Consider the following 20,084-nt stretch of genomic DNA (forward strand, 5'->3'; position numbering starts at 1 on the left):
GAACAATCGCGGGCACAACACCCGCGAGGTTTAGGTTTACCAATTTTAGCAGTTCAGGACGAGTAGCGGCGGGCGCTAACACCCGATAACTCGTTCAAGGCCGCTAAAGCCTTTTGAATTTGCTCGCCATCACGCACTTCAATGGTAAATATCATGCGTGTCAACGAACGACGGCTCAAGGTATTAATACCCGTTACGTTCAAGCGCAGGCGGGCAAATACTTCAGACAGATCACGCAAGAGGCTGGGATGCTCCTGAGCCTCAATCGCCAGATCCACCGGATACTGAGTATCCCCCGTATCGCCCCAATCAACGCTAATAGCCCTTTCAGGTTGTCTGTCAGCCAGTTCCTGATAAGACTTGCAGTCGGCACGGTGTATGGACACTCCCCGACCACGGGTCACAAAACCGGCAATCAGGTCAGGCGGTGCGGGACGGCAACAGCGGGCCAGCTGTGTCATGAGGGAGTCCACGCCCACCACCAGCACACCGCTTTTCCCGGTTTTGGAAACACTTTCCCGGGCCGCATCAAACACGCGCTGTACGGGTTCTTCTTCCTGCACATCCTCACGGAACAAGGCGTCCACTTGGCGCAGACTGAATTCATCCTTGGCCACCGCCACATACAAGTCATCCGCCTTGGCAAAACCCAGTTGCTGGGCCATCTGTTCCAGATTGACGGCGGTACGGCCCAGCCTTTGCAGCTCTTTTTCGACCATGCTCTGGCCTTGGGAGATACGCTGCTGCAATTCAATCGCGTTGAACCAGGCCCGCACCTTGGAGCGCGAACGCGGGCTGGCCAGAAAGCCCAGTTGTACGTTCAGCCAGTCACGCGAGGGGCCACCGGATTTGGCCGCCACAATCTCTACCGTCTGGCCCGTCGACAAGCGCGTGGACAAAGGCACCATCTGCCCGTCAACCCGCGCACCACGACAACGGTGGCCCAGGTCGGTATGCAGATAGTAGGCAAAGTCCACCGGCGTCGCCCCCACAGGCAGCTCGATAACGCGAGCCTGCGGCGTCAGCACATAAATATGCTCGTCTTCCTGAGCCTTCAAAGGCCGGGCAACAGCCGGTTTCTTACTGGCGGCGGGTTCTACTGTCTTTTCGGAAGCCGACTCTTTGCTGCTGTCTGCTTGCGGACCAGGCGCGGTAGCGTTTGACGTGGACGCCTCCCTGTCCCAGGCCAGCAATTGACGCATCCAGGCGATCTTTCTATCGTCCTCACCATCGGCCACCTGCTGCCCGCCTTGGGCTCCCGCTTCCTTGTAGCGCCAGTGGGCAGCCATCCCGTATTCCGCGAACTGATGCATGTCGCGCGTGCGGATCTGAATTTCAAAGCAACGCCCCTGCGCATCCGCAATGACGGTATGCAAGGAGCGATAACCATTGGGCTTGGGGCGGGAGATGTAATCGTCAAACTCCTCGGGCACGGGTGTCCACAGCGAATGCACCACAGCCAACGTGTGGTAGCAGCTGCGTTCATCCTCAACGATGACGCGCAAGGCGCGCAAATCAAACAGTTGTTCAAAGTCCAGATGCTTGTTACGCATCTTGTTCCAGATGCTGAAGATATGCTTGGGTCGGCCCGAGACCTCGGCCACGATATGCTCGCGTTTCAAGGCCGCCAAAAGTTGATCACGAACCTGACTGATCAGGGTTTCGCGCTCCACGCGCTTGTCTTCAAGCTGACTGGCAATATGTTTGTAAACCTCGGGGTTCAGAAAACGAAAGGCCAGATCCTCCATTTCCCACTTGATCTGCCAAATCCCCAGGCGGTTAGCCAGCGGCGTATACAGCTCCAGCGTTTCGCGCGCGAACCCTACCGGACAGACATTTCTAGACTGTCGGTACCAGCGCAAGGACTGCAAGCGCGAGGCCAGGCGCATCAAGACAATGCGCAAATCGGCGGCCATCGCCAGCAGCATCTTGCGCTTCATTTCTTTTTGATCACCCCCGCCCGTCTGCTCCTTGGCCTGGCCTGTCAGCGATCCCAGGCGGTACAAGGCGCGCGAGCCACGCACCAGGGTCATGACCTCGGCACCAAAGGCTTTTTGAACCGGATCCTGTTTGATCTCCGGCCCAGGGGCGGGGGTGACGGCCAACAAGGCACTGGCACGGGTTTGGGCATCCACACCCAAACCAGCCAAAATAAGCGCTACCTGAGCGCAATGGCTGTCCAACGGTTCGCCGGTACTTCCGGCCAGATCCAGCAAAATAGGCCCCGCCCAGTCGGCAGCCGCCTGCAATAGCGTACGCCCTGCTTCATCCAGTCCGTGGCTGGCTTGCGCGAACCATAGAGGGTTGAAGGCCGACTCGGCCATAGGGGGAGAAGCGGTGTGATTCATGTGAATTACGTCGATGTGGCCACTCAGCGCTGAGGTGGCTCTCTATACTGTAGACGCTAGTCTATCACCGCGAGTAAGAGCTTATGAGTCTGAACACATGCCGCCAACTTCTATTGATTTGGCACTCCCGTACCGGCGCGGCCCGGCAATTGGCTGAACAGGCTGAACAAGGCGCGCTGGAGGTGCTCCAGGAGTTGGGAGGGCTAGAACAGATCCGTATCAAACGTTTGCATTGCGATCAGGTGCAAGCGCAGGATTTGCGCGACTCCCACGCTTATCTGTTCTGCGCCCCCGAAAACCTGGCCAGTCTGAGCGGGGCCATGAAAGAGTGTCTGGACCGGAATTACTACGAGGTGCTGGATCAGCTAAATGGCCGTCCCTACTCTGCCTTGATCAGTGCCGGTAGCGATGGACAAGGAGCCCAGCGACAACTGGAGCGGATTTGTACCGGCTGGCGGCTGGAGCTGGCCGCCCCGATCCGGATCTTCAATTTTCACGCCCAGACGCCTGAGGCCATTCTGGCGCCCAAGACCTTGAATGAGGAGCACATTGCCCAGGCACGTGAAGCCGGAGGGCACCTGGCGGCCCTGCTTTGTCTATGAAAAAAACCCTTTGCGTGTGCAAAGGGTTTTGAAACAACATTAACGCCTCAGGTCGCCAAAGGCTTACGCTGGCGGCAACTGAAAAACCTGCCGCAAATACGCCAGATACGCCGGATCATCACACATGGTCTTTTCCGGAGCATCGGACACTTTCGCCACCGGCTGACCATTGCAGCGCACCATCTTCATGACAATCTGCAAAGGCTCATGGCCAAGGTCATTGGTCAGGTTGGTGCCAATCCCAAAAGACACCTTGCAGCGACCTGCAAAACGCAGCGCCAGCTCAATGGCTTTAGGAATGGTCAAACCATCAGAAAACACCAAGGTCTTGGTACGCGGATCGGTACGGTTAGCCTGATAGTGCGCCAGCAAGCGCTCACCCCAGATGAAAGGATCGCCAGAGTCGTGACGGGCACCGTCAAACAGCTTGCAAAAATACATGTCAAAGTCGCGCAGGAAAGCATCCATGCCGTACACATCCGACAAGGCAATGCCCAGGTCACCGCGATATTCTTTGGCCCACACCTCCAGGGCGAAAATCTGCGAATCACGCAAGCGAGGGCCCAGAGCCTGACAAGCCTGCAAGTACTCGTGTCCCATGGTGCCCAGCGGCGTTACCCCATACTTCATGGCCAGCCAGACGTTGCTGGTGCCGGCAAAGTGCGGTTTCATCTGCTCGATCATGGTGGTGACCACCTCTTCGTGCCACTGCTTGGAAAAGCGGCGGCGCGTGCCGTAATCAGCCACACGAAAGTCACTTAAGGCCGGATCATCCACCACCAGACGCATCTTGGACTGCAGACGCTCGCGCCCTTCCGCCCATTGTGGTTGTGGACATTCGTTGCGAAAGTAGACCTCGTTCACGATGGCCAGCACAGGGATCTCGAACAGAATCGTATGCAGCCAGGGGCCTTGGACCGAAATTTCGATCTCGCCGGGAACAGCCCCAGCCTGCACCTGAATACAACGCTCGGGCAGATGGAACAGACCCAGAAAATCGACAAAATCGCTTTTGATAAAGCGCAGGCTGCGTAAATAATCCAGCTCGGCGTCTGAAAAACGCAACTGGCACAGGGCATGAATTTCCGCCCGGATCTCGTCCAGGTACTGGCTTAAATTAATATTGGGAGTGCGGCATTTATAGCGATACTCCACATGCGCAGCCGGGAAATGATGCAAGACAACCTGCATCATGGAAAACTTGTACAGGTCCGTATCAAGTAAAGAGGTAATGATCATCACAAACCTACCGATTTTGATTGCGCAACCATAGCACGGGCGCCAGTTCTTGCGTACCGCTATCTAGCAGATGAGCTATTGCGCCATCTCAATAAGCAAGAAGCTGAATATTCGTTAAAATCGAAAGATTCGATTCAAATCCCATTTTTATCGTTCAGGCCCTGTGCGTTGTCGCGCACCCCATCCACGGCCTTTTGCCGTGATCAACCGCCTTAGCGATACCGCAGGAGTGTTACTGAAATGACCCACGTCGTCACCGAAAACTGTATCAAGTGCAAATTCACCGATTGTGTGGACGTGTGCCCCGTCGACTGTTTTCGTGAAGGCCCGAACTTTCTGGTGATTGACCCGGACGAGTGCATTGACTGCGCCGTCTGTATTCCCGAATGCCCGGCCAATGCCATTTTTGCCGAAGAGGACGTGCCCCAAGATCAGGTGCACTTCATCGAACTGAACGCTGAATTGACGCCTGTTTTTGGCAGCATCAACCGCTCCAAAAAACCGCTGGAAGATGCGGACGACTGGAACGGTGTGGAGAACAAACTACAGTATCTGGAACGCTAAGCACGTCGCTCGCTCTATATAGACCCGACTCGGTGGCTGCGTTTGTATCCAGCCACTCTTGCGCCCAATCTCGCCTTTTGATAAAAAAACCTGCCGCACCGCAGCAAGGGAAAATACCAAGGCCAGAGGAACGATAAACGTCGTATTGTTTCCCACAAGGAAATAAGCATATACATTCCTCTGTATCAAATTAGGCAACACCAAGGCGCACACTATGCTTTACGATCTGCACGAACTTCAGCGGTCCTTTCTGGCTCCGCTCGCCGCCTTTACCGGCACCGGCTCTCAATGGTTTTCCAACCCCTACAGTCCACTGGCCTATACGCCCCTGTCGCGCCAACTGGCGGCGGCCTCTGAACTGGTACACCGTATCGGCAAGGATTACGAAAAACCAGCCTGGGGGCTGGACGAAACCCAGATCGACGGCCAAACCGTCGCCGTGCAGGAGGTCGAGCACCTGAGCAAACCGTTCTGTAGGCTGATCCACTTCAAGCGCGATCATCCCAAAGCGGATCAGGACCCCACGATCCTGCTGGTCGCGCCTCTGTCCGGCCACCACGCCACCTTGCTGCGCGAAACCGTACGCGCGCTGCTGCCCGATCACTCGGTTTATGTTACTGACTGGATTGATGCCCGCATGGTGCCTCGTTCAGCCGGCCCCTTCCATCTGGACGATTACGTCCTGTATGTGCAGGAATTCATCCAGGCACTGGGCCCGAAAGTGCACGTCATGTCGGTTTGTCAGCCCACGGTGCCGGTCTTGGCTGCCGTCTCCTTAATGGCAAGCCGTCGCTCGGCCGTGATGCCACGCAGCATGATCATGATGGGTGGGCCTATCGACACGCGTCAGTCACCCACCGAGGTGAATCGTCTGGCCACCACCAAGTCCTATTCCTGGTTCGAAAACAATCTGATTCACCGGGTGCCCACCAAATACCCTGGTGCTCACCGCCGTGTGTACCCCGGCTTTTTGCAGCACGCCGGTTTTGTCGCCATGAATCCGGATCGTCACGTCAGCTCACACTACGACTTTTATCAGCACCTGATCAAAGGTGACGATGACGATGCACAAGCCCACCGCCGTTTCTACGACGAATACAACGCCGTGCTGGACATGCCCGCCGAGTTCTACCTGGACACGATCCGCATTGTGTTCCAGGAGCACCGTCTGCCCAAAGGCCAATGGCACGTGCATGGCGAACAAGTCCGTCCCCAGGATATCGATGGCGTGGCCTTGTTTACTATTGAAGGCGAATTGGACGATATTTCCGGCCAGGGCCAGACTCATTCGGCTCAGGGGCTATGTTCGAAAATCGCGCCTGAACTCAAGCAACAATTCACCGCGCCCAACTGTGGTCATTACGGGATTTTCTCCGGAAGCCGCTGGCGCACGCTGATCTGTCCTAAAATCAGGGACTTCATCCGTCAGCACAACTGATATTTGGCTAAGGCCGTTTCTGACGGGGCCAGACGGCCCCGTTTTTGCATTCATGTCCAACACCTTAATACGGCGCATTGACGCCCTGCTCCCTCAAACCCAGTGCACCCGCTGTGGTTACGATGCCTGTTTGCCCTATGCCCAAGCCATTGCGCTTGAAGGCGAGGCGATCAACCGCTGCCCGCCCGGCGGCCAGGAAGGCGTGCAGGCCCTGGCCGAGCTGCTGGGTCGTGAAGCCCTGCCCCTGGACCCTTCCTGTGGGGAATTCACCGGCCCCAGCCGCGCAGTCATTATTGAAGAGCACTGCATTGGTTGCACGCTCTGTATTCAGGCCTGTCCGGTGGACGCCATTATCGGTGCCAACAAATTGATGCACACCGTACTGGCTGACCGCTGTACCGGCTGTGAGCTATGTGTGCCGCCCTGTCCAGTAGACTGCATCAGCATGATCCCTACGGATGAATGGAGCAGCGAACAGGCCATACAGGCTCGCCTGGACACGGAACGACGCCGCGACCGCCTGCTGGCCCGACACCAGGAAAGCTCGGATCTGGCTGCCCGTACGCTGGCTAATAAACCCGTCCTGGCCAACTCGGCCGATCAGGCCGATAAACGAGAGGCCTCCATTGCCTCTGCTCTGGCCCGCGCCCGTGCGCGACGCGCCGGCAAGACTGCAAGCGAAACTACGCCATGAACGCTGCCAAGCGCCACGAGATTTTCAGCCGTTTTCAGGCCGCCAACCCCAAGCCCACCACCGAACTGGAATACGCCGACACCTTTCAACTGCTGATTGCGGTGATTCTGTCGGCCCAGGCCACTGATCGCTCCGTGAACCTGGCTACTGCCCGCTTTTTTCCCGAACACGGCACACCGCAAGGGATTCTGGCTATGGGTGAAGAAGGGCTGCGTGAAGCCATCAAGACCATTGGCCTGTACAAGACCAAAGCCGCCAACGTCATCAAGACCTGTCGGATTTTGCTGGAGCAGCATCAAGGCCAGGTTCCCTGTGACCGCGCAGCACTGGAGGCTCTTCCTGGCGTAGGACGCAAAACCGCCAACGTGGTCTTGAATACCGCTTTTGGCCTGCCCACCATTGCCGTGGATACCCATATTTTTCGCGTTGCCAACCGCACCGGCATTGCGCCAGGAAAAAACGTGGTCGAAGTGGAAAAGAAGCTGGAAAAAGTGATTCCCAAGCCTTTTTTACTGGACGCCCACCACTGGCTGATTTTGCATGGCCGCTACATTTGCGTGGCCCGCAAACCCAAGTGTCCCCAGTGTGGTATCTCGGACTTGTGTGACTTCAAGCCGAAAACCGTTAACACTTAAGTAACACATGCCTGGTTTAACAACATTTGTTTACCAAACAGTGCATTAAACCGATCTCTCCTATGACAAACCCGCATGGTTTTGCTTCGTTGGCGCTTCCATACTGAAACACATGAAGAACCCTGCCTAAAGTTCGCTGGTGATGGAATCACCACAATCAGCGGCGAAGGACACGTAACGGAATCCTGAGCCGACCAGCCAACGTACAGGCCCATATTGACGCCTTACGACAAGGAGCATTCTCATGACACGGGCTGCCCTGGATATTGAGAATCTGTACGCCTGCCAACGAGAGTTTCCGCTCTTGCGCGGATTGAGTTTGCAGGTTGCTGCGGGCGAGATCTGCACTGTACTGAGCCGAAGTCGGGCCGGCCGCAGCGCCATGTTACGCGCCATCGCGGGATTAACCGATAGCCGCCGAGGCTCCATCCGTATTCAAGGCACCGAAACCATACACCTGAGCCAACACCAGTTGGCAGATCTGGGAGTGGGCTACAGCCCTTACGAACAGAGCATCTTCACCGGTCTGAGCTGTGAGGAAAACCTCTTGCTGCCGCCCGCTATAGGGACTGCCCTGGGTGGTGGAATGTCACTGGTGCAGATCTATGAGCTGTTACCCAGCCTGGAGCAACGTCGCCACCATATGGCCACCCATCTGTCTACCGGCGAACAAAAAATACTGGCCATTGCGCGCTTGCTGCGCACAGGTGTGAATCTACTGCTGCTGGACAAGGTGTCCGAGGGACTGGCTCCGGTACAGGCCCAGGCACTTGGCAAGCTGATCTGCACCTTACGCCACGAAGGCTACACCATTGTGCTGGCCGAGCAATGCCCACAGTTCTCGGCAGAATTCAGCGATCAGTTTCATGTCTTGGAACAAGGGCAAATTATCGAGCGATTCAGCCGCAGCGAATTAAGCCATAAGTACGACGCCCTGCACGCACTCCTGGGGGTGTGAGCCCATCATCCGAGCTCTCCCACGCCCGCCTTTCTCTTTTCCAGCTCGTTACCAGGTGATGCAAAAAACACACATAGGGGTGAATTTGGCCCCGTATGAATTCTACTTACTTGATCTACAACAAGGTCAGGCGGTCAACTACCCCTGAAGCTTGCTTTGGATCAAATCTGCAAACCCAGCCCTCATTCACTCTGTAGGCTTTACACCCCCCTACGGAGTCATTATGAAAGCCCGCCACTTGTTTCCCGGTCTGCACCTGTCCTTGCTCGCGGTAGGACTGGCCGCTGTTTTGTACGCGCCTCAAGGCCAAACACACGAAGCGGGTGATTTCTTGCTCAAAGGTGGCGTGACCTGGGTATCCCCAAAATCCAATAACGGCTCTGTGGCTGACGGCACCGTCAAGCTGGACGTAGGCAATAATGCCCGCCCCAGCTTCTCGCTGACCTATATGGCCACCCGCAATATTGGTATTGAACTGCTGGGCGCTTTCCCCTTCCAGCACAATATTGACAGCAATCTGGGCCGTATCGGCAAAACCAAGCACTTGCCCCCAACCCTGAGCCTGCAATACCACTTCCTGCCTGACAGCGACTTCCAGCCCTATGTGGGCGTGGGCGTGAACTACACCATGTTCTTTGACACCGAATCGCGCGGTGCGCTGGCGGGCTCCGACCTGAAACTGAAAAACAGCTGGGGTTTTGCAGCCCAGGTCGGTGTGGATTACAAGCTGGACAAGAACTGGTTCCTGAACGCCGATGTACGCTACATCAGCATCCGTCCAGACGTGAAACTGAACGGTCAGTCCATTGGTAAGGCCAAGCTGGACCCCGTGGTTGCCACCATCGGGGTCGGCTACCGCTTCTAAGCGCTCGCTTCTTCCTGCTCGCGTTTGCCCTGCCCCAAGCCCAGATAGCTTTCTATCACTCGGGGATTATGAGCCAGGTCAGACGCGGGCCCTTGCAGCACCACATCGCCCGTCTCCAGTACATAACCGTAGTCAGCCACTTGCAAAGCGGCACGAGCATTTTGCTCGACCAGCAAGATGGCCACGCCGGTACTGCGCAGTCGGGCGATGATCATAAAGATCTCCCGCACCACACGCGGCGCCAGGCCCAGGCTGGGTTCATCCAGCATCAGCACTTTGGGTTGCGCCATCAAGGCACGGCCTACGGCCAGCATCTGCCGCTCCCCGCCTGACAAAGTCCCTGCCAGCTGAGTACGGCGCTCTTTCAAACGTGGAAACAAGGTGTAAACCTTGTCCATGGTGTCGCGCCAGCCGGGATGACGGGCGCGATACAGGCGAAAGCCGCCCAGCAGAAGATTGTCTTCCACCGTCATGCTGCCAAACAGCTCGCGGCGTTCCGGCACCAGGGAAATACCAGCCGCCACGCGACGCTCCACTTCCCAATGACTGATCTCCTGCCCTTCATACTGCACCGAGCCTGTGCTGCGGCCCACGCTAGGCAAAGAGCCCATCATAGAGTTCAGCAAGGTGGACTTACCTGCACCATTGGCGCCGATCACCGTCACAATGCTGCCTGCCCGAACGTCCAGACTGGCTCCCGTCACGGCCGTGACTTTGCCGTACTGAGCCGCCAGATTGTCTACTTTCAGGATAATGTCTTTCGATTGTGCCGAACTCATAGCGCTGCTCCTGCCGAGGCGGGCTCATTGACCTGATCCAGATCCAGGTCGTCATCAATACCACCCAGGTAGGCTTCCAGCACCGCTGGATTTTCCTGAATCTCCTTGGGCAAACCTTCGGCCAGCTTGGTGCCAAAATCCATGACAACCAGCTTGTCCGTCAAATTCATGACAAAGTCCATGTCATGCTCAACCAGCAAAATGCTCATGCCTTCGCTACGCAGCTGATCCAGCACTTTGGCCAGTTCCTGCTTTTCCTTGTAGCGCAAGCCAGCAGCCGGCTCGTCCAGCAGCAAGAGCAGCGGATCGGAAGCCAGGGCACGGGCAATTTCCAAAATACGCTGTTGGCCCAGGGCCAGATTGCCCGCCTCTTCGTACAGGTAATCACCCAGGCCCACGCGCTGCAGCTGAACAGCCGCTTCGTGCAAAAGCTCGGCTTCGCTACGGCGCTCAGTATGCAGAACGGCGGACACCACACCGACATTGCGACGCAAGTGAGCGCCCAATGCCACGTTTTCCAGAACCGTCATGGTAGGCAGCAGTTGCACGTGCTGGAAGGTACGGCCTACGCCCAGACGAGAAATCTCGCGTGCAGGCTTGCCATCAATCCGCTGCCCCAGGAAGCTGACCTGGCCGCTGGTGGCCGACAGCACGCCGGTAATCAGGTTAAAGGTTGTGCTCTTGCCCGCGCCGTTAGGACCGATCAGGCCCATGATCTGACCCGCATTCAAGGTGAAGCTGATGTCATTCACGGCGACCAGACCACCGAACTCCTTGCGGATCTTGTTCACTTCCAGAACCAGCGAGCCGGCCTGGGGACGCTCACGCTGAGGCAGAGCCTCGGCTTGCGGAGGAGCCGCCTGATTGCGCTTCTGCGCACCGAAAACCTGTTCCCAAGCCTTGTGCAAAATGGGCCACAGACCGTCGCGAGCGTATTGCAGAATCAGCACCATCAAAATACCGAAAACGATCAGCTCGAAGTTGATGTCGGTATTGAGCAGCTTGGGCAGCCAGTTCTGCAATTGATCTTTCAGGCTCAGCACGAGAGCCGAACCCAAAACAGCACCCCAAACACTGCCTGCCCCGCCCAGCACAGCCATGAACAAGTATTCAATACCGTAGTTCAAGCCGAAAGGACTGGGTGATACCGCGCGCTGGTAGTGCGCATAGAGCCAACCGGATACGCAAGCCAGCAAGGCAGCGTAAACGAACACAATGACCTTGTAATTGGCCATGTTCACGCCAAAGGATTCGGCCATGCCGCTGCCATGCTTCAGAGCACGAATGGCACGTCCGGGACGGGAGTTCAGCAGGTTGCGCGTACCCCACATCGCCAGCAAGGCGAACGCCCAGATCAGGTAGTAAATATCCCGGCCCGAGGACAGGGAAATACCGAAGAACTCCAAAGGAGCAATACCGGAAATACCGTCGTACTGACCCAGGAACTCCAGGTTGCCGAACAGGTAGTACAAGGCCAGCCCCCAAGCCAAGGTACACAGGGGCAGGAAGTGGCCGGACAAGCGCAGTGTGATCGCCCCCAGAATGTAGGCCACCATCATGGTGATAGCCATGCCAATCAGCAGATTGAACCAGGGCGACCAACCCAGACGAGCCGTCAGATAGGCCGTGGTGTAGGCACCCAGACCCACAAACGCGGCCTGACCAAACGAAGTCAAACCACCCACGCCGGTCAACAGCACCAGGCCCAGAACAACCAGGCTGGTCAAGCCAATATAGTTAAGCTGGGTAATCCAGAATTCGGGCGTTGCGCCCAACTGCGGCAAAACCAACAGAACCGCAATAAACAGTAGCGTCAGCAAGTGTCTCATGTGATTTACTCCTCATCATCCACGTGCTTGCTACCGAAGGAGCGCCACAACAACACCGGTATCACCATGGTAAATACAATAACTTCTTTGTAGGCACTAGCCCAGAAAGAGGAAAACGCCTCCAGAACACCCAGGAACAAAGCGCCCAACAAGGTGACGGGGTAACTGATCAAACCGCCAAAAATCGCCGCCACAAAACCTTTAAGACCGATCAAAAAGCCGGTGTCGTAGTAGATGGTCGTCACAGGAGCGATCAGCATGCCGGACAAGGCACCAATGGCTGCAGCCAGCGTGAAAGTCAGAGAGCCGGACATATTGGTGCTGATACCCACCAGACGGGCACCACGACGGTTCACCGCCGTTGCACGCAAAGCGCGACCATACAGGGTCTTACCGAAAAAGCCCCACAAGGCCAGAATCAGCAACACGCAAGCGCCCATCACAAAAAAGGTTTGGGCCGACCAGCTTACTGCGCCCAGGGACACTTCGCCCTCCATGAAAGGAGGCGTGCGCCAGCCTTCCGGACCGAAGAACACCAGACCCAAACCGGTCAGCGCAAAGTGCACGGCTACCGAAGTAATCAGCAGCACCAGCACGCTGGCTTCGGCAATCGGCTGGTACACCAGGCGATACACCATGGGACCCAGCGGGATCACAACCGCCAGCGAGAACAATACGGCCACCCACAAGGGCAACTGCGAGCTGACAATGGCAGGGGCGGCAAAGTAAACCGCGACAGGAATCACGATATTGACCAGAAACTTGCGTGGCATGCCTGTCAGGCTGCGACTGCGCAAGGCAGAGAGCAACTCCAGCAAGAACACCAGAGCACCGGCGATCAATAACAAAATAACGGTTCCCGGCATGCGGCCATTGACCACGAAAGCCAAGGTCAAGGCGCCAAAGGTGACGAACTCACCTTGTGGAATAAAGATGACGCGGGTAACCAGGAAAACCAGAACCAGGGCGAGCCCGAGCAAAGCATAGATGGCGCCATTCAATATGCCATCCTGCAACAAAATCAAAGCGATGGTGGTATCCATGTCGGACAACATCCTGTACAACAAAAAGGGCAAAGGGCTTACGGCAAACGCAGGCCTGTAGCGGGAACGGGCGCCAGGATCCTCAGGCACCCGCCTTGGAAAAAACCGGCTTGGGAGCCGGTTTTTGCCTGTCAGATATTACAGATCAGGCTGATACGTCCATTTACCGTCGACCACTTTCACAATCACGTGGGCCCGCTTATCCAGACCGGCATGATCTGTTGCAGACATATTGAACACGCCTTGGGAAGCGGCCAGTTCCTTGGTTTGCTCCAGAGCATCACGCAAGGCTGCGCGGAACTCGGGGGTACCTGGCTTGGCACCAGATTTCAGGGCCTCTGGAATGGCTTCGGTCACGAGCAGACCGGCATCCCACATATGCCCACCAAAGGTGTTGATGGAGCCAGCACCATATTTGGCTTCGTATTTTTCCTTGTACTCCATAGCCGTCTTTTTCACCGTGCTGCTGTCAGGCAGTTGTTCGGCGACCAGCAAAGGACCGGCTGGCAAGATCATATCGTTACAGTCCTTGCCACATACACGCAGCACGTCGCTGTTGGCGGCACCGTGTGTCTGGTAAATGATGCCTGCAAAGCCACGGCCTTTCAGTTCACGCTGAGGCAAGGCAACTGGAGTGCCGGAACCGGCGATCAAAATGGCGTCGGGTTTGGTGCCCAGCAGCTTGAGAACCTGACCGGTCACACTGGTATCGTTGCGGCCATAGCGCTCGGCACCCAGCACTTTAATGCCCTTGGCTTGAGCCGCTTCAGTAATCACGTTCAGCCAGCCATCACCGTAGGCGTCGTTGTAACCAATAAAGCCCAGGGTTTTGACGTTTTGCTTGACCATGGCCTCTGCCAAGGCACCGGCCATCAACTGGTCATTCTGGGGAGTTTTGAAGACCCAGGTACGAGCGCCTTCGACAGGCTCAACAATCTTGGCGTTGGCAGCCACGCTGATCATGGGAGTCTTGGTTTCACCAGCAACGTCCACCATCGCCAGGGAGCCGGGAGTCACGGACGTACCGATCACCACGTCCACTTTGTCGTCCGTAATCAGCTTGCGCATATTGCGTACGGCCACCGTGGTATCGGTGGCATCGTCCAGAACGATGTACTCGATTTTCTGGCCGGCCACCTCAGTAGGCAACAGGCTGACGGTATTGCGTTCAGGAATGCCCAGCGAGGCCGCCGGTCCTGTCGCTGCCACCGTCACACCCACTTTGATCTGCGCAGACACGGCGACGGGCAGACTCAAAGCCAGGGCTGCAGCCAATGTCGTCAGACGACCAGTAGTAATGCAGTTCATCCTTTTCTCCCAATATTTGTTCGTTGTTGTGGACCGATTTCACGGTCAAAAAATCGTAATACAGATAATCACCAGCAGATACCAGAAACGTATCAAGTCACACGAATTTCAGATATTGGTGTTTACCTTAAATATTAAAAGTTTAAATAGTGCACTAACTAAAGTGATAGCTCACTAAGTAAGTGCCCTGTACCGCTATTTTCTTGACTGGGCAGTCAGGACAGGCTGCACTTTGGAACCCTCTGTTCCAAACGCACTCTAATTGTCGATTACTATGTAGGACTGCGCCTCTTGTAGGCATTGATCTGTTTTTCATAAGGCAGCACACGTGGAAAAAGTACGTAAAACCGAAGCCGAGTGGCGCGCCCAACTCAGCCCCGAAGAATTCTATGTCACGCGTCAGAAAGGGACGGAACGTGCCTTTACCGGCCGTTACTGGGACACCACCACGCCCGGCATTTACCGCTGTGTTGGCTGCGGCACGCCCCTGTTTGCTTCTGACACCAAGTTTGATGCCGGTTGCGGCTGGCCCAGCTACTTCACTCCCCTGAACCCGGACAATGTGCGCGAGGAACTGGATACCAGCCACGGCATGCGGCGCACCGAAGTGCTGTGCAATGTCTGCGATGCTCATTTGGGCCACGTCTTTGAAGACGGCCCCCCACCCACTGGGCTACGATATTGCATTAACTCCCTGTCCATGACCTTTGAACCTGACGCATGAAGAAGCTTTTATTTGATCTGTTCCCGCTCGTTCTGTTTTTTCTGGCGTTTCGTTTCTCCGACATCTATGTCGCAACCGGCGTGGCCATGGCCGCCTCGGTATTGCAGATACTCTGGTTAAAACTCACCAGCAAGGCAATCGAGACCTCGCACTGGATCAATCTGGCCGTCATTGTGGTCTTTGGCGGTGCCACCTTGTTTTTCCACAACGATGTCTTCATCCGCTGGAAACCGACCGTGCTGTATTGGATCTTTGCGCTGGTGCTGCTGGGCGGACGCTATCTGATGCATCGCAACCTGATGCAAAAATTCATGGGCACCCATCTGGTATTGCCCGGCCATGTTTGGGACAAATTAAACCTGGTCTGGGCCAGCTTCTTTGTCGCCATGGGCCTGGTGAATTTGTACGTTGCCTTCTCGGGCCACTTTACCGAGTCCCAATGGGTCAACTTCAAAGCCTTTGGTCTGCTGGGTTTGATGCTGGTGTTTGTCGTTGCCCAATCCTTGTGGCTGGGCCGCTACCTGCAAGACTCGTCCGACAACTCCACTCCCCCAAAATCTTGATTTCACCATGACAGACGCACTCGCTTCCCTGATTCACGAACGGCTCCAGGCTCTGGACCCCTCTGAACTGGACATCATTAATGAATCCCATCTGCATGCCGGCCACGCCGGTGCTCAAGGGGGCGCAAGCCACTTTCGGGTGATCATCGCCTCGAAACAATTTGATGGAATTTCAACACTGGCACGACACAGACTTGTGTATGATCGCGTCCACGATCTAATGCCTTTCCCGATTCACGCATTGGCTATTCAAGCCAAAACTACTGCTTAAGGATGCTCATGAAACGTATTGCCGCATTTGCCTTGACCTGCGCTATGGCTGCTCCGGTCTATGCACAGACGATTGCCACCGTAAATGGCAAAAACCTCACGCAAAAAGACCTGGATCAGTTCGTCGCCGTTCTGGTCGAGCAAGGCGCCAAGGACTCGCCCGAGCTGCGTGAGCAAGTCAAACAGGAAATGGTCAACCGTCTGGCCGTGGTGCAAGCCGCTGAAAAAGCCGGTATCGACAAGACCAACCAGGTTCAACAAGAGCTGGAACTGGCTCGCCAGAGCATTCTGGTCCGTGCCTTGATGGCCGATTACCTGAAAAAGAACCCTGTTACCGAAGCCGATCTGACCAAGGAATACAACACCATCAAGGCGATGGAAGAAGGTCAGCAGGAATACAAGGTGCGCCACATCCTGGTCAAGGACGAAGCGGCTGCCAAAGACCTGTTGGCAAAGATCAAGTCCAAGAAAGTCAGCTTTGCGGATGCCGCCAAGAAAGACTCCATCGACACCGGTAGCGGCCAGCAAGGCGGCGATCTGGGCTGGGCGCCTAGCTCCACCTACGTACCGGAGTTCGCTCAGGCGGTAGAGAAAATGAAAAAAGGCGAACTGAGCGCAGCACCTGTACAGTCCCAGTTTGGCTGGCACATCATTCAGGTAGACGATGCTCGTCCTGTGACCTTCCCGGCCATGGCTGAAGTCAAGCCTCAACTGGAAGAGATGATGCGTCAGCGCAAGCTGGCCGAGTACCAGCAGAAAATCCTGAAAGAAGCCAACATCAAGTAACGGCTTTGACGGCCGCTTTGTCTTTCCGATAAAACGGCTGGCAGGAAAACAAATATGGCGCCCTTGAGGCGCCATATTTATTGCTCATGAAGTCGGATCATGCCTCTTTCGGAACCAAGGCCAAGGATAACCCCTCGGTCAATTCACCTCGGGCTTGAAACAAGAGGTAAAGCGCCAGCAACTCTACGCTTGTTCTCCCGCAGACAATAACAGGAATAAGACTCTGCTGGACCGCTGGCTTCAGACAAGAGCACTCCGCTCCTCATGCTCGCCAGACACTGACCTTCATACACCAGCGCCTTACTCACCCGCCAATAAAGCCAGAAACTGGGCTTCGTCCAAAATAGTCACGCCTAATTCTTGTGCCTTGGTCAGCTTGGAACCGGCCTCAGCTCCCGCTAGCACATAGGCGGTCTTTTTGGAGACTGAGCCACTGGCCTTGCCGCCCGCCTCTAATACGCGGCGCGTAGCCTCGTCACGGCTCATGCTGGGCAAGGTTCCCGTGATGACAACCGTTTTGCCCGCCAGCGGCAGATTAGCGCTATTGGCACGGGCTTGTGCCTGTTGAGGTGTCACCCCAGCGGCCAGCAAATCATCCAGGGCTTCACGATTATGAGGTTCCTGAAAAAAGTGCCGTACGGAAGCCGCGACAACCGGGCCCACTTCGTTAACTTGCAGCAGCGCCTCTTCATCAGCCTGCTCCAAGGCCTGCAAGGAGCCAAAATGCTGTGCCAGATCGCGTGCCGTAGTCTCGCCAACATGGCGGATACCCAAGGCATAGATCAGACGATTCAAGGCTGGCTCACGCACCTTGTTGATCGCCTCGATCAGGTTCTCGGCGGACTTGCGTCCCATCCGCTCCAGCAGCACCAACTTCTCTACCTTCAGCTTGAAAATATCGGCCAAGGTATGGACCAGTCCGGTTTCCACCAACTGGTCCACCAGCTTTTCACCCAGACCTTCAATATCCAGGGCTTTACGGCTGGCCGCGTGAATCAGCGTTTGCTTGCGCTGGGCGGGGCAAATCAAGCCACCGGTACAGCGCCAGGCGGACTCACCGTCCAGACGCTCCAGCGCCGAATGACACGCCGGGCACTCCTTGACCATCTCGAAGGGCAGACTGCCTTCAGGGCGCTGCTCTAGCACCACGGCAACAACTTCCGGAATCACATCTCCGGCACGACGAACAACCACGGTATCGCCTGCGCGCACATCTTTGCGACGTACCTCGTCTTCGTTATGCAGCGTGGCATTGGTCACTGTAACGCCACCCACAAAGACCGGTTTCAAACGTGCGACTGGCGTGACAACACCGGTGCGACCCACTTGAAACTCGATGTTCTCCACACGCGTTATTTCTTCCTGCGCGGGGAATTTGTGAGCGACAGCAAAGCGTGGCGCACGTGCCACATAGCCCAGGACACGCTGCGCGGCCAAAGAATTGACTTTGTACACCACACCGTCAATTTCAAAGGGCAAACCGGTACGGCGCTCTTGCGTCTCGGTATAAAAATCCAGCAGGCCCTGCACGCCCTTGACGACTTTTCGGTCGCGGCTCAAGGGCATACCCAGGCTTTCCAGCCAGTCCATCATGCCCGATTGGGTATCACGGGGCAGCGCATCGCCTACGGGTTCGGCAAACAAGGCATGTTGCGGCTGAGTCACGGCAGGCATAGGGCTGACTTCCCCCCAGCCATAGGCAAAAAAGCGCAAAGGCCGTTTAGCAGTGATTTTCGGATCCAACTGGCGCAAGCTGCCTGCGGCCGCATTACGCGGATTCACAAATACTTTTTCGCCACGCTTGGTCTGGTTCTCGTTCAGGCGCTCAAAGTCCGCCCGATTCATCAAGACCTCGCCCCGCACCTCCAGCACGGCGGGCAATTGCGCCGCATCGCCGCGCAAGCGCAGAGGAATGGATTTAATGGTGCGAATATTGCTGGTGACGTCCTCACCCGTGGTGCCATCACCGCGAGTCGATGCTTGTACCAACAGACCTTGTTCATAACGCAGGCTGATCGCCAAGCCGTCAAACTTGTATTCGGCCAGATAATCTACCCGGCGGTCTAAACCCACCACACCGGCCTCGACCAAGGTATCGGCGACGCGCTTGTCAAAAGCCTGCACCTCCGCATCATCAAAGGCATTACCCAAAGACAACATGGGAACGGCATGCTCAACAGTGTCAAAGCCGTCCAAAGGTGCTGCGCCCACGCGTTGCGTAGGAGAGTCCGGGGTAATCCATTCCGGGTGCTCGGCTTCCAGCGCCAGCAGCTCGTTCATCAATGCGTCGTATTGCGCGTCCGAAATGCTGGGTGCATCCTGAACGTAATAGGCCCAGTTATGCTGGGCCAGTTCTTCATGTAACTGCTGTACTCGCTTCAAACTCACGAAAAAATCCTGCCTGTACGTTCCTGGCCTGCCGTAAAGCCAGCTTGCTCCAGGCGTTCGTACAGATTGCTTAGTTGCTCATCAATGTTTTGATCGGTGCTCTCGGGCAAGGGGCGACCTTGGTCATCCAACACCACGCCGTCCAGACGGCTGGCCAGATCACGGGCCACCGTTGCCATACGGCTAAAGGCATGATCGTCCGCCGGGCTGTTGGGTAAGTCCAGCAACAAGTCAATACGCTCAATGCTGGCCGACTGAATATCCCTGGGTTGGGCGCCGTCGAACATGGCGGTAAAACGGGGCTGGCCCGAATCGGCCAGCCAGGCCAGTTGCTGACCAAAGGGTAAAAAACCGGCGTCCTTGACCATCTGAATCACGGAAGAAGCCGGCATAGGGCCGGGCAAACGCACCGACACCCCCACCAACGCGTCCAGATCGGCGCAGGTATTGTCCAGGGCAGTTGCACGACGCAACACATCGTCCTGTTCAGGACCTTCTACCGAGCCATCAAATTGTTGCGCCAACGCTTGCGCGGCCATCCAGACCTGCGACCACTCAATGGCTGACAAGGGACCGCTGCGATTGGCCAGCAAAACGGCAATTTGCATGCTGGCGTAGGACTCGCCCGAACGCAAACGAGCACGATGACCGCCCCCTTCGCACTCGGCAAAGTAACGCACGGGCTTGGCGCCCGTACGCGAGATGGACTGCAAGGCCTGAGCCAAATCCTGGGCGTCCACTGGCTGGCTGAAACTGATGTCAATGACGGCCTCGGTGGTGCAATCGGCCTCAGCGGCATCGTGCTCGCTGCCAGCAGCCGCAGCATCCCCGCCACGCGTTATGCTGGGCTCGCGACGTTCCAGCTCGGTGAGCTGGCTCATCAAAGGATCCGTATCCCCATCCGGGAATTGGCTTTGCATCTGCTGGCGCACTCGGCGGTCTTGCCACCAGTTAAAGACCACCACGAGCAAGATGAGCAAAATGCCCAATAAAATCAGTGCGATTTGCAAATCACTCATTGTCAGTTCCGTCGAATCAACACTAGCGGATT

At 56.2% G+C, this 20,084-nt stretch carries 19 protein-coding genes; 11 read left to right on the forward strand and 8 right to left on the reverse strand.

What is annotated here, in order from left to right:
• Positions 1-53 precede the first annotated feature (53 nt).
• Entirely contained in the window at positions 54-2,348 is a 2,295-nt protein-coding gene (locus AB7E06_RS14300) for a RelA/SpoT family protein (protein WP_094197323.1), read from the reverse strand.
• A gap of 83 nt (positions 2,349-2,431) precedes the next feature.
• On the opposite strand from AB7E06_RS14300, the gene AB7E06_RS14305 reads away from it, so the two are divergent.
• Positions 2,432-2,950: a flavodoxin family protein gene (locus AB7E06_RS14305; RefSeq protein WP_094197324.1), complete on the forward strand. Its 519-nt coding sequence runs from the start codon at positions 2,432-2,434 to the stop codon at positions 2,948-2,950.
• Between the two features lie 63 nt (positions 2,951-3,013).
• On the opposite strand, the gene pncB is transcribed toward AB7E06_RS14305, so the two are convergent.
• Complete coding sequence (pncB, locus tag AB7E06_RS14310) at positions 3,014-4,189, reverse strand: nicotinate phosphoribosyltransferase (RefSeq protein WP_094197325.1); 1,176 nt, start codon at positions 4,187-4,189, stop codon at positions 3,014-3,016.
• Positions 4,190-4,429: 240 nt separating this feature from the next.
• Here pncB and fdxA point away from each other — a divergent pair, with 240 nt between their 5' ends.
• The 6 genes from fdxA to AB7E06_RS14340 all read left to right on the forward strand — a co-directional run bounded on the left by fdxA (position 4,430) and on the right by AB7E06_RS14340 (position 9,343).
• On the forward strand, positions 4,430-4,753 hold the full coding sequence (fdxA, locus tag AB7E06_RS14315; RefSeq protein WP_026483116.1) for a ferredoxin FdxA: 324 nt from the start codon (positions 4,430-4,432) through the stop codon (positions 4,751-4,753).
• Positions 4,754-4,967: 214 nt separating this feature from the next.
• Complete coding sequence (locus tag AB7E06_RS14320; protein ID WP_094197326.1) at positions 4,968-6,191, forward strand: polyhydroxyalkanoate depolymerase; 1,224 nt, start codon at positions 4,968-4,970, stop codon at positions 6,189-6,191.
• Between the two features lie 52 nt (positions 6,192-6,243).
• A complete protein-coding gene (locus AB7E06_RS14325) occupies positions 6,244-6,885 on the forward strand; it encodes an RnfABCDGE type electron transport complex subunit B (RefSeq protein WP_094197327.1) in 642 nt (213 codons plus the stop codon).
• Positions 6,882-7,520, forward strand: a complete 639-nt coding sequence (nth, locus tag AB7E06_RS14330) for an endonuclease III (protein ID WP_108727760.1) — start codon at positions 6,882-6,884, stop codon at positions 7,518-7,520. The genes AB7E06_RS14325 and nth overlap by 4 nt, the downstream gene beginning before the upstream one ends.
• A gap of 244 nt (positions 7,521-7,764) precedes the next feature.
• On the forward strand, positions 7,765-8,478 hold the full coding sequence (locus tag AB7E06_RS14335; protein WP_094197329.1) for an ABC transporter ATP-binding protein: 714 nt from the start codon (positions 7,765-7,767) through the stop codon (positions 8,476-8,478).
• A 223-nt stretch (positions 8,479-8,701) separates the two neighbouring features.
• Entirely contained in the window at positions 8,702-9,343 is a 642-nt protein-coding gene (locus AB7E06_RS14340; RefSeq protein WP_094197330.1) for an OmpW/AlkL family protein, read from the forward strand.
• Here the strand turns inward: AB7E06_RS14340 and AB7E06_RS14345 are convergent.
• The 4 genes from AB7E06_RS14345 to AB7E06_RS14360 all read right to left on the reverse strand — a co-directional run bounded on the left by AB7E06_RS14345 (position 9,340) and on the right by AB7E06_RS14360 (position 14,302).
• A complete protein-coding gene (locus AB7E06_RS14345) occupies positions 9,340-10,122 on the reverse strand; it encodes an ABC transporter ATP-binding protein (protein WP_094197331.1) in 783 nt (260 codons plus the stop codon). The two genes, AB7E06_RS14340 and AB7E06_RS14345, sit on opposite strands and share 4 nt — an antisense overlap.
• Positions 10,119-11,951: an ABC transporter permease subunit gene (locus AB7E06_RS14350; RefSeq protein WP_094197332.1), complete on the reverse strand. Its 1,833-nt coding sequence runs from the start codon at positions 11,949-11,951 to the stop codon at positions 10,119-10,121. The genes AB7E06_RS14345 and AB7E06_RS14350 overlap by 4 nt, the downstream gene beginning before the upstream one ends.
• Positions 11,952-11,956: 5 nt before the next feature.
• Positions 11,957-12,994, reverse strand: a complete 1,038-nt coding sequence (locus AB7E06_RS14355) for a branched-chain amino acid ABC transporter permease (RefSeq protein ID WP_094197333.1) — start codon at positions 12,992-12,994, stop codon at positions 11,957-11,959.
• A gap of 138 nt (positions 12,995-13,132) precedes the next feature.
• Positions 13,133-14,302, reverse strand: coding sequence for an ABC transporter substrate-binding protein (locus tag AB7E06_RS14360; protein WP_094197334.1), 1,170 nt, complete (start codon positions 14,300-14,302; stop codon positions 13,133-13,135).
• A 328-nt stretch (positions 14,303-14,630) separates the two neighbouring features.
• Between AB7E06_RS14360 and msrB the strand changes: the two genes are divergently transcribed.
• The 4 genes from msrB to AB7E06_RS14380 are packed head-to-tail and all read left to right on the forward strand — an operon-like array spanning position 14,631 to position 16,645.
• Positions 14,631-15,026 carry a peptide-methionine (R)-S-oxide reductase MsrB gene (gene msrB / locus AB7E06_RS14365; protein ID WP_094197335.1) on the forward strand — a complete coding sequence of 132 codons (396 nt, stop codon included), beginning with the start codon at positions 14,631-14,633 and terminating at the stop codon, positions 15,024-15,026.
• Positions 15,023-15,589 (forward strand): septation protein A, encoded by a 567-nt coding sequence (locus tag AB7E06_RS14370; RefSeq protein WP_009456639.1) that lies wholly within the window; start codon positions 15,023-15,025, stop codon positions 15,587-15,589. Before msrB ends, AB7E06_RS14370 begins: the two co-directional genes overlap by 4 nt.
• A 7-nt stretch (positions 15,590-15,596) precedes the next feature.
• Positions 15,597-15,860, forward strand: coding sequence for a BolA family protein (locus AB7E06_RS14375; RefSeq protein ID WP_094197336.1), 264 nt, complete (start codon positions 15,597-15,599; stop codon positions 15,858-15,860).
• Positions 15,861-15,868: 8 nt separating this feature from the next.
• Positions 15,869-16,645: a peptidylprolyl isomerase gene (locus tag AB7E06_RS14380; protein WP_094197337.1), complete on the forward strand. Its 777-nt coding sequence runs from the start codon at positions 15,869-15,871 to the stop codon at positions 16,643-16,645.
• A gap of 300 nt (positions 16,646-16,945) precedes the next feature.
• Here AB7E06_RS14380 and ligA read toward each other — a convergent pair whose 3' ends face one another.
• Positions 16,946-19,033, reverse strand: a complete 2,088-nt coding sequence (ligA, locus tag AB7E06_RS14385; RefSeq protein WP_094197338.1) for an NAD-dependent DNA ligase LigA — start codon at positions 19,031-19,033, stop codon at positions 16,946-16,948.
• Positions 19,030-20,052, reverse strand: a complete 1,023-nt coding sequence (locus tag AB7E06_RS14390; protein WP_094197339.1) for a cell division protein ZipA C-terminal FtsZ-binding domain-containing protein — start codon at positions 20,050-20,052, stop codon at positions 19,030-19,032. Before AB7E06_RS14390 ends, ligA begins: the two co-directional genes overlap by 4 nt.
• Positions 20,053-20,084 lie beyond the last annotated feature (32 nt).

This window comes from Alcaligenes sp. (genome assembly GCF_050255915.1).
Classification (GTDB): domain Bacteria; phylum Pseudomonadota; class Gammaproteobacteria; order Burkholderiales; family Burkholderiaceae_B; genus Alcaligenes; species Alcaligenes aquatilis.

What these genes read in the sequence shown, in the direction of transcription:
- AB7E06_RS14350 (WP_094197332.1), bottom strand. Translation starts at nt 11,951, where the DNA reads ATGAGACACTTGCTGACGCTACTGTTTATTGCGGTTCTGTTGGTTTTG.
- fdxA (WP_026483116.1), top strand. Translation starts at nt 4,430, where the DNA reads ATGACCCACGTCGTCACCGAAAACTGTATCAAGTGCAAATTCACCGAT.
- AB7E06_RS14300 (WP_094197323.1), bottom strand. Translation starts at nt 2,348, where the DNA reads ATGAATCACACCGCTTCTCCCCCTATGGCCGAGTCGGCCTTCAACCCT.
- AB7E06_RS14305 (WP_094197324.1), top strand. Translation starts at nt 2,432, where the DNA reads ATGAGTCTGAACACATGCCGCCAACTTCTATTGATTTGGCACTCCCGT.
- AB7E06_RS14370 (WP_009456639.1), top strand. Translation starts at nt 15,023, where the DNA reads ATGAAGAAGCTTTTATTTGATCTGTTCCCGCTCGTTCTGTTTTTTCTG.
- pncB (WP_094197325.1), bottom strand. Translation starts at nt 4,189, where the DNA reads ATGATCATTACCTCTTTACTTGATACGGACCTGTACAAGTTTTCCATG.
- AB7E06_RS14390 (WP_094197339.1), bottom strand. Translation starts at nt 20,052, where the DNA reads ATGAGTGATTTGCAAATCGCACTGATTTTATTGGGCATTTTGCTCATC.
- nth (WP_108727760.1), top strand. Translation starts at nt 6,882, where the DNA reads ATGAACGCTGCCAAGCGCCACGAGATTTTCAGCCGTTTTCAGGCCGCC.
- AB7E06_RS14355 (WP_094197333.1), bottom strand. Translation starts at nt 12,994, where the DNA reads ATGGATACCACCATCGCTTTGATTTTGTTGCAGGATGGCATATTGAAT.
- AB7E06_RS14360 (WP_094197334.1), bottom strand. Translation starts at nt 14,302, where the DNA reads ATGAACTGCATTACTACTGGTCGTCTGACGACATTGGCTGCAGCCCTG.
- AB7E06_RS14340 (WP_094197330.1), top strand. Translation starts at nt 8,702, where the DNA reads ATGAAAGCCCGCCACTTGTTTCCCGGTCTGCACCTGTCCTTGCTCGCG.
- AB7E06_RS14320 (WP_094197326.1), top strand. Translation starts at nt 4,968, where the DNA reads ATGCTTTACGATCTGCACGAACTTCAGCGGTCCTTTCTGGCTCCGCTC.
- AB7E06_RS14335 (WP_094197329.1), top strand. Translation starts at nt 7,765, where the DNA reads ATGACACGGGCTGCCCTGGATATTGAGAATCTGTACGCCTGCCAACGA.
- AB7E06_RS14345 (WP_094197331.1), bottom strand. Translation starts at nt 10,122, where the DNA reads ATGAGTTCGGCACAATCGAAAGACATTATCCTGAAAGTAGACAATCTG.
- AB7E06_RS14380 (WP_094197337.1), top strand. Translation starts at nt 15,869, where the DNA reads ATGAAACGTATTGCCGCATTTGCCTTGACCTGCGCTATGGCTGCTCCG.
- AB7E06_RS14375 (WP_094197336.1), top strand. Translation starts at nt 15,597, where the DNA reads ATGACAGACGCACTCGCTTCCCTGATTCACGAACGGCTCCAGGCTCTG.
- AB7E06_RS14325 (WP_094197327.1), top strand. Translation starts at nt 6,244, where the DNA reads ATGTCCAACACCTTAATACGGCGCATTGACGCCCTGCTCCCTCAAACC.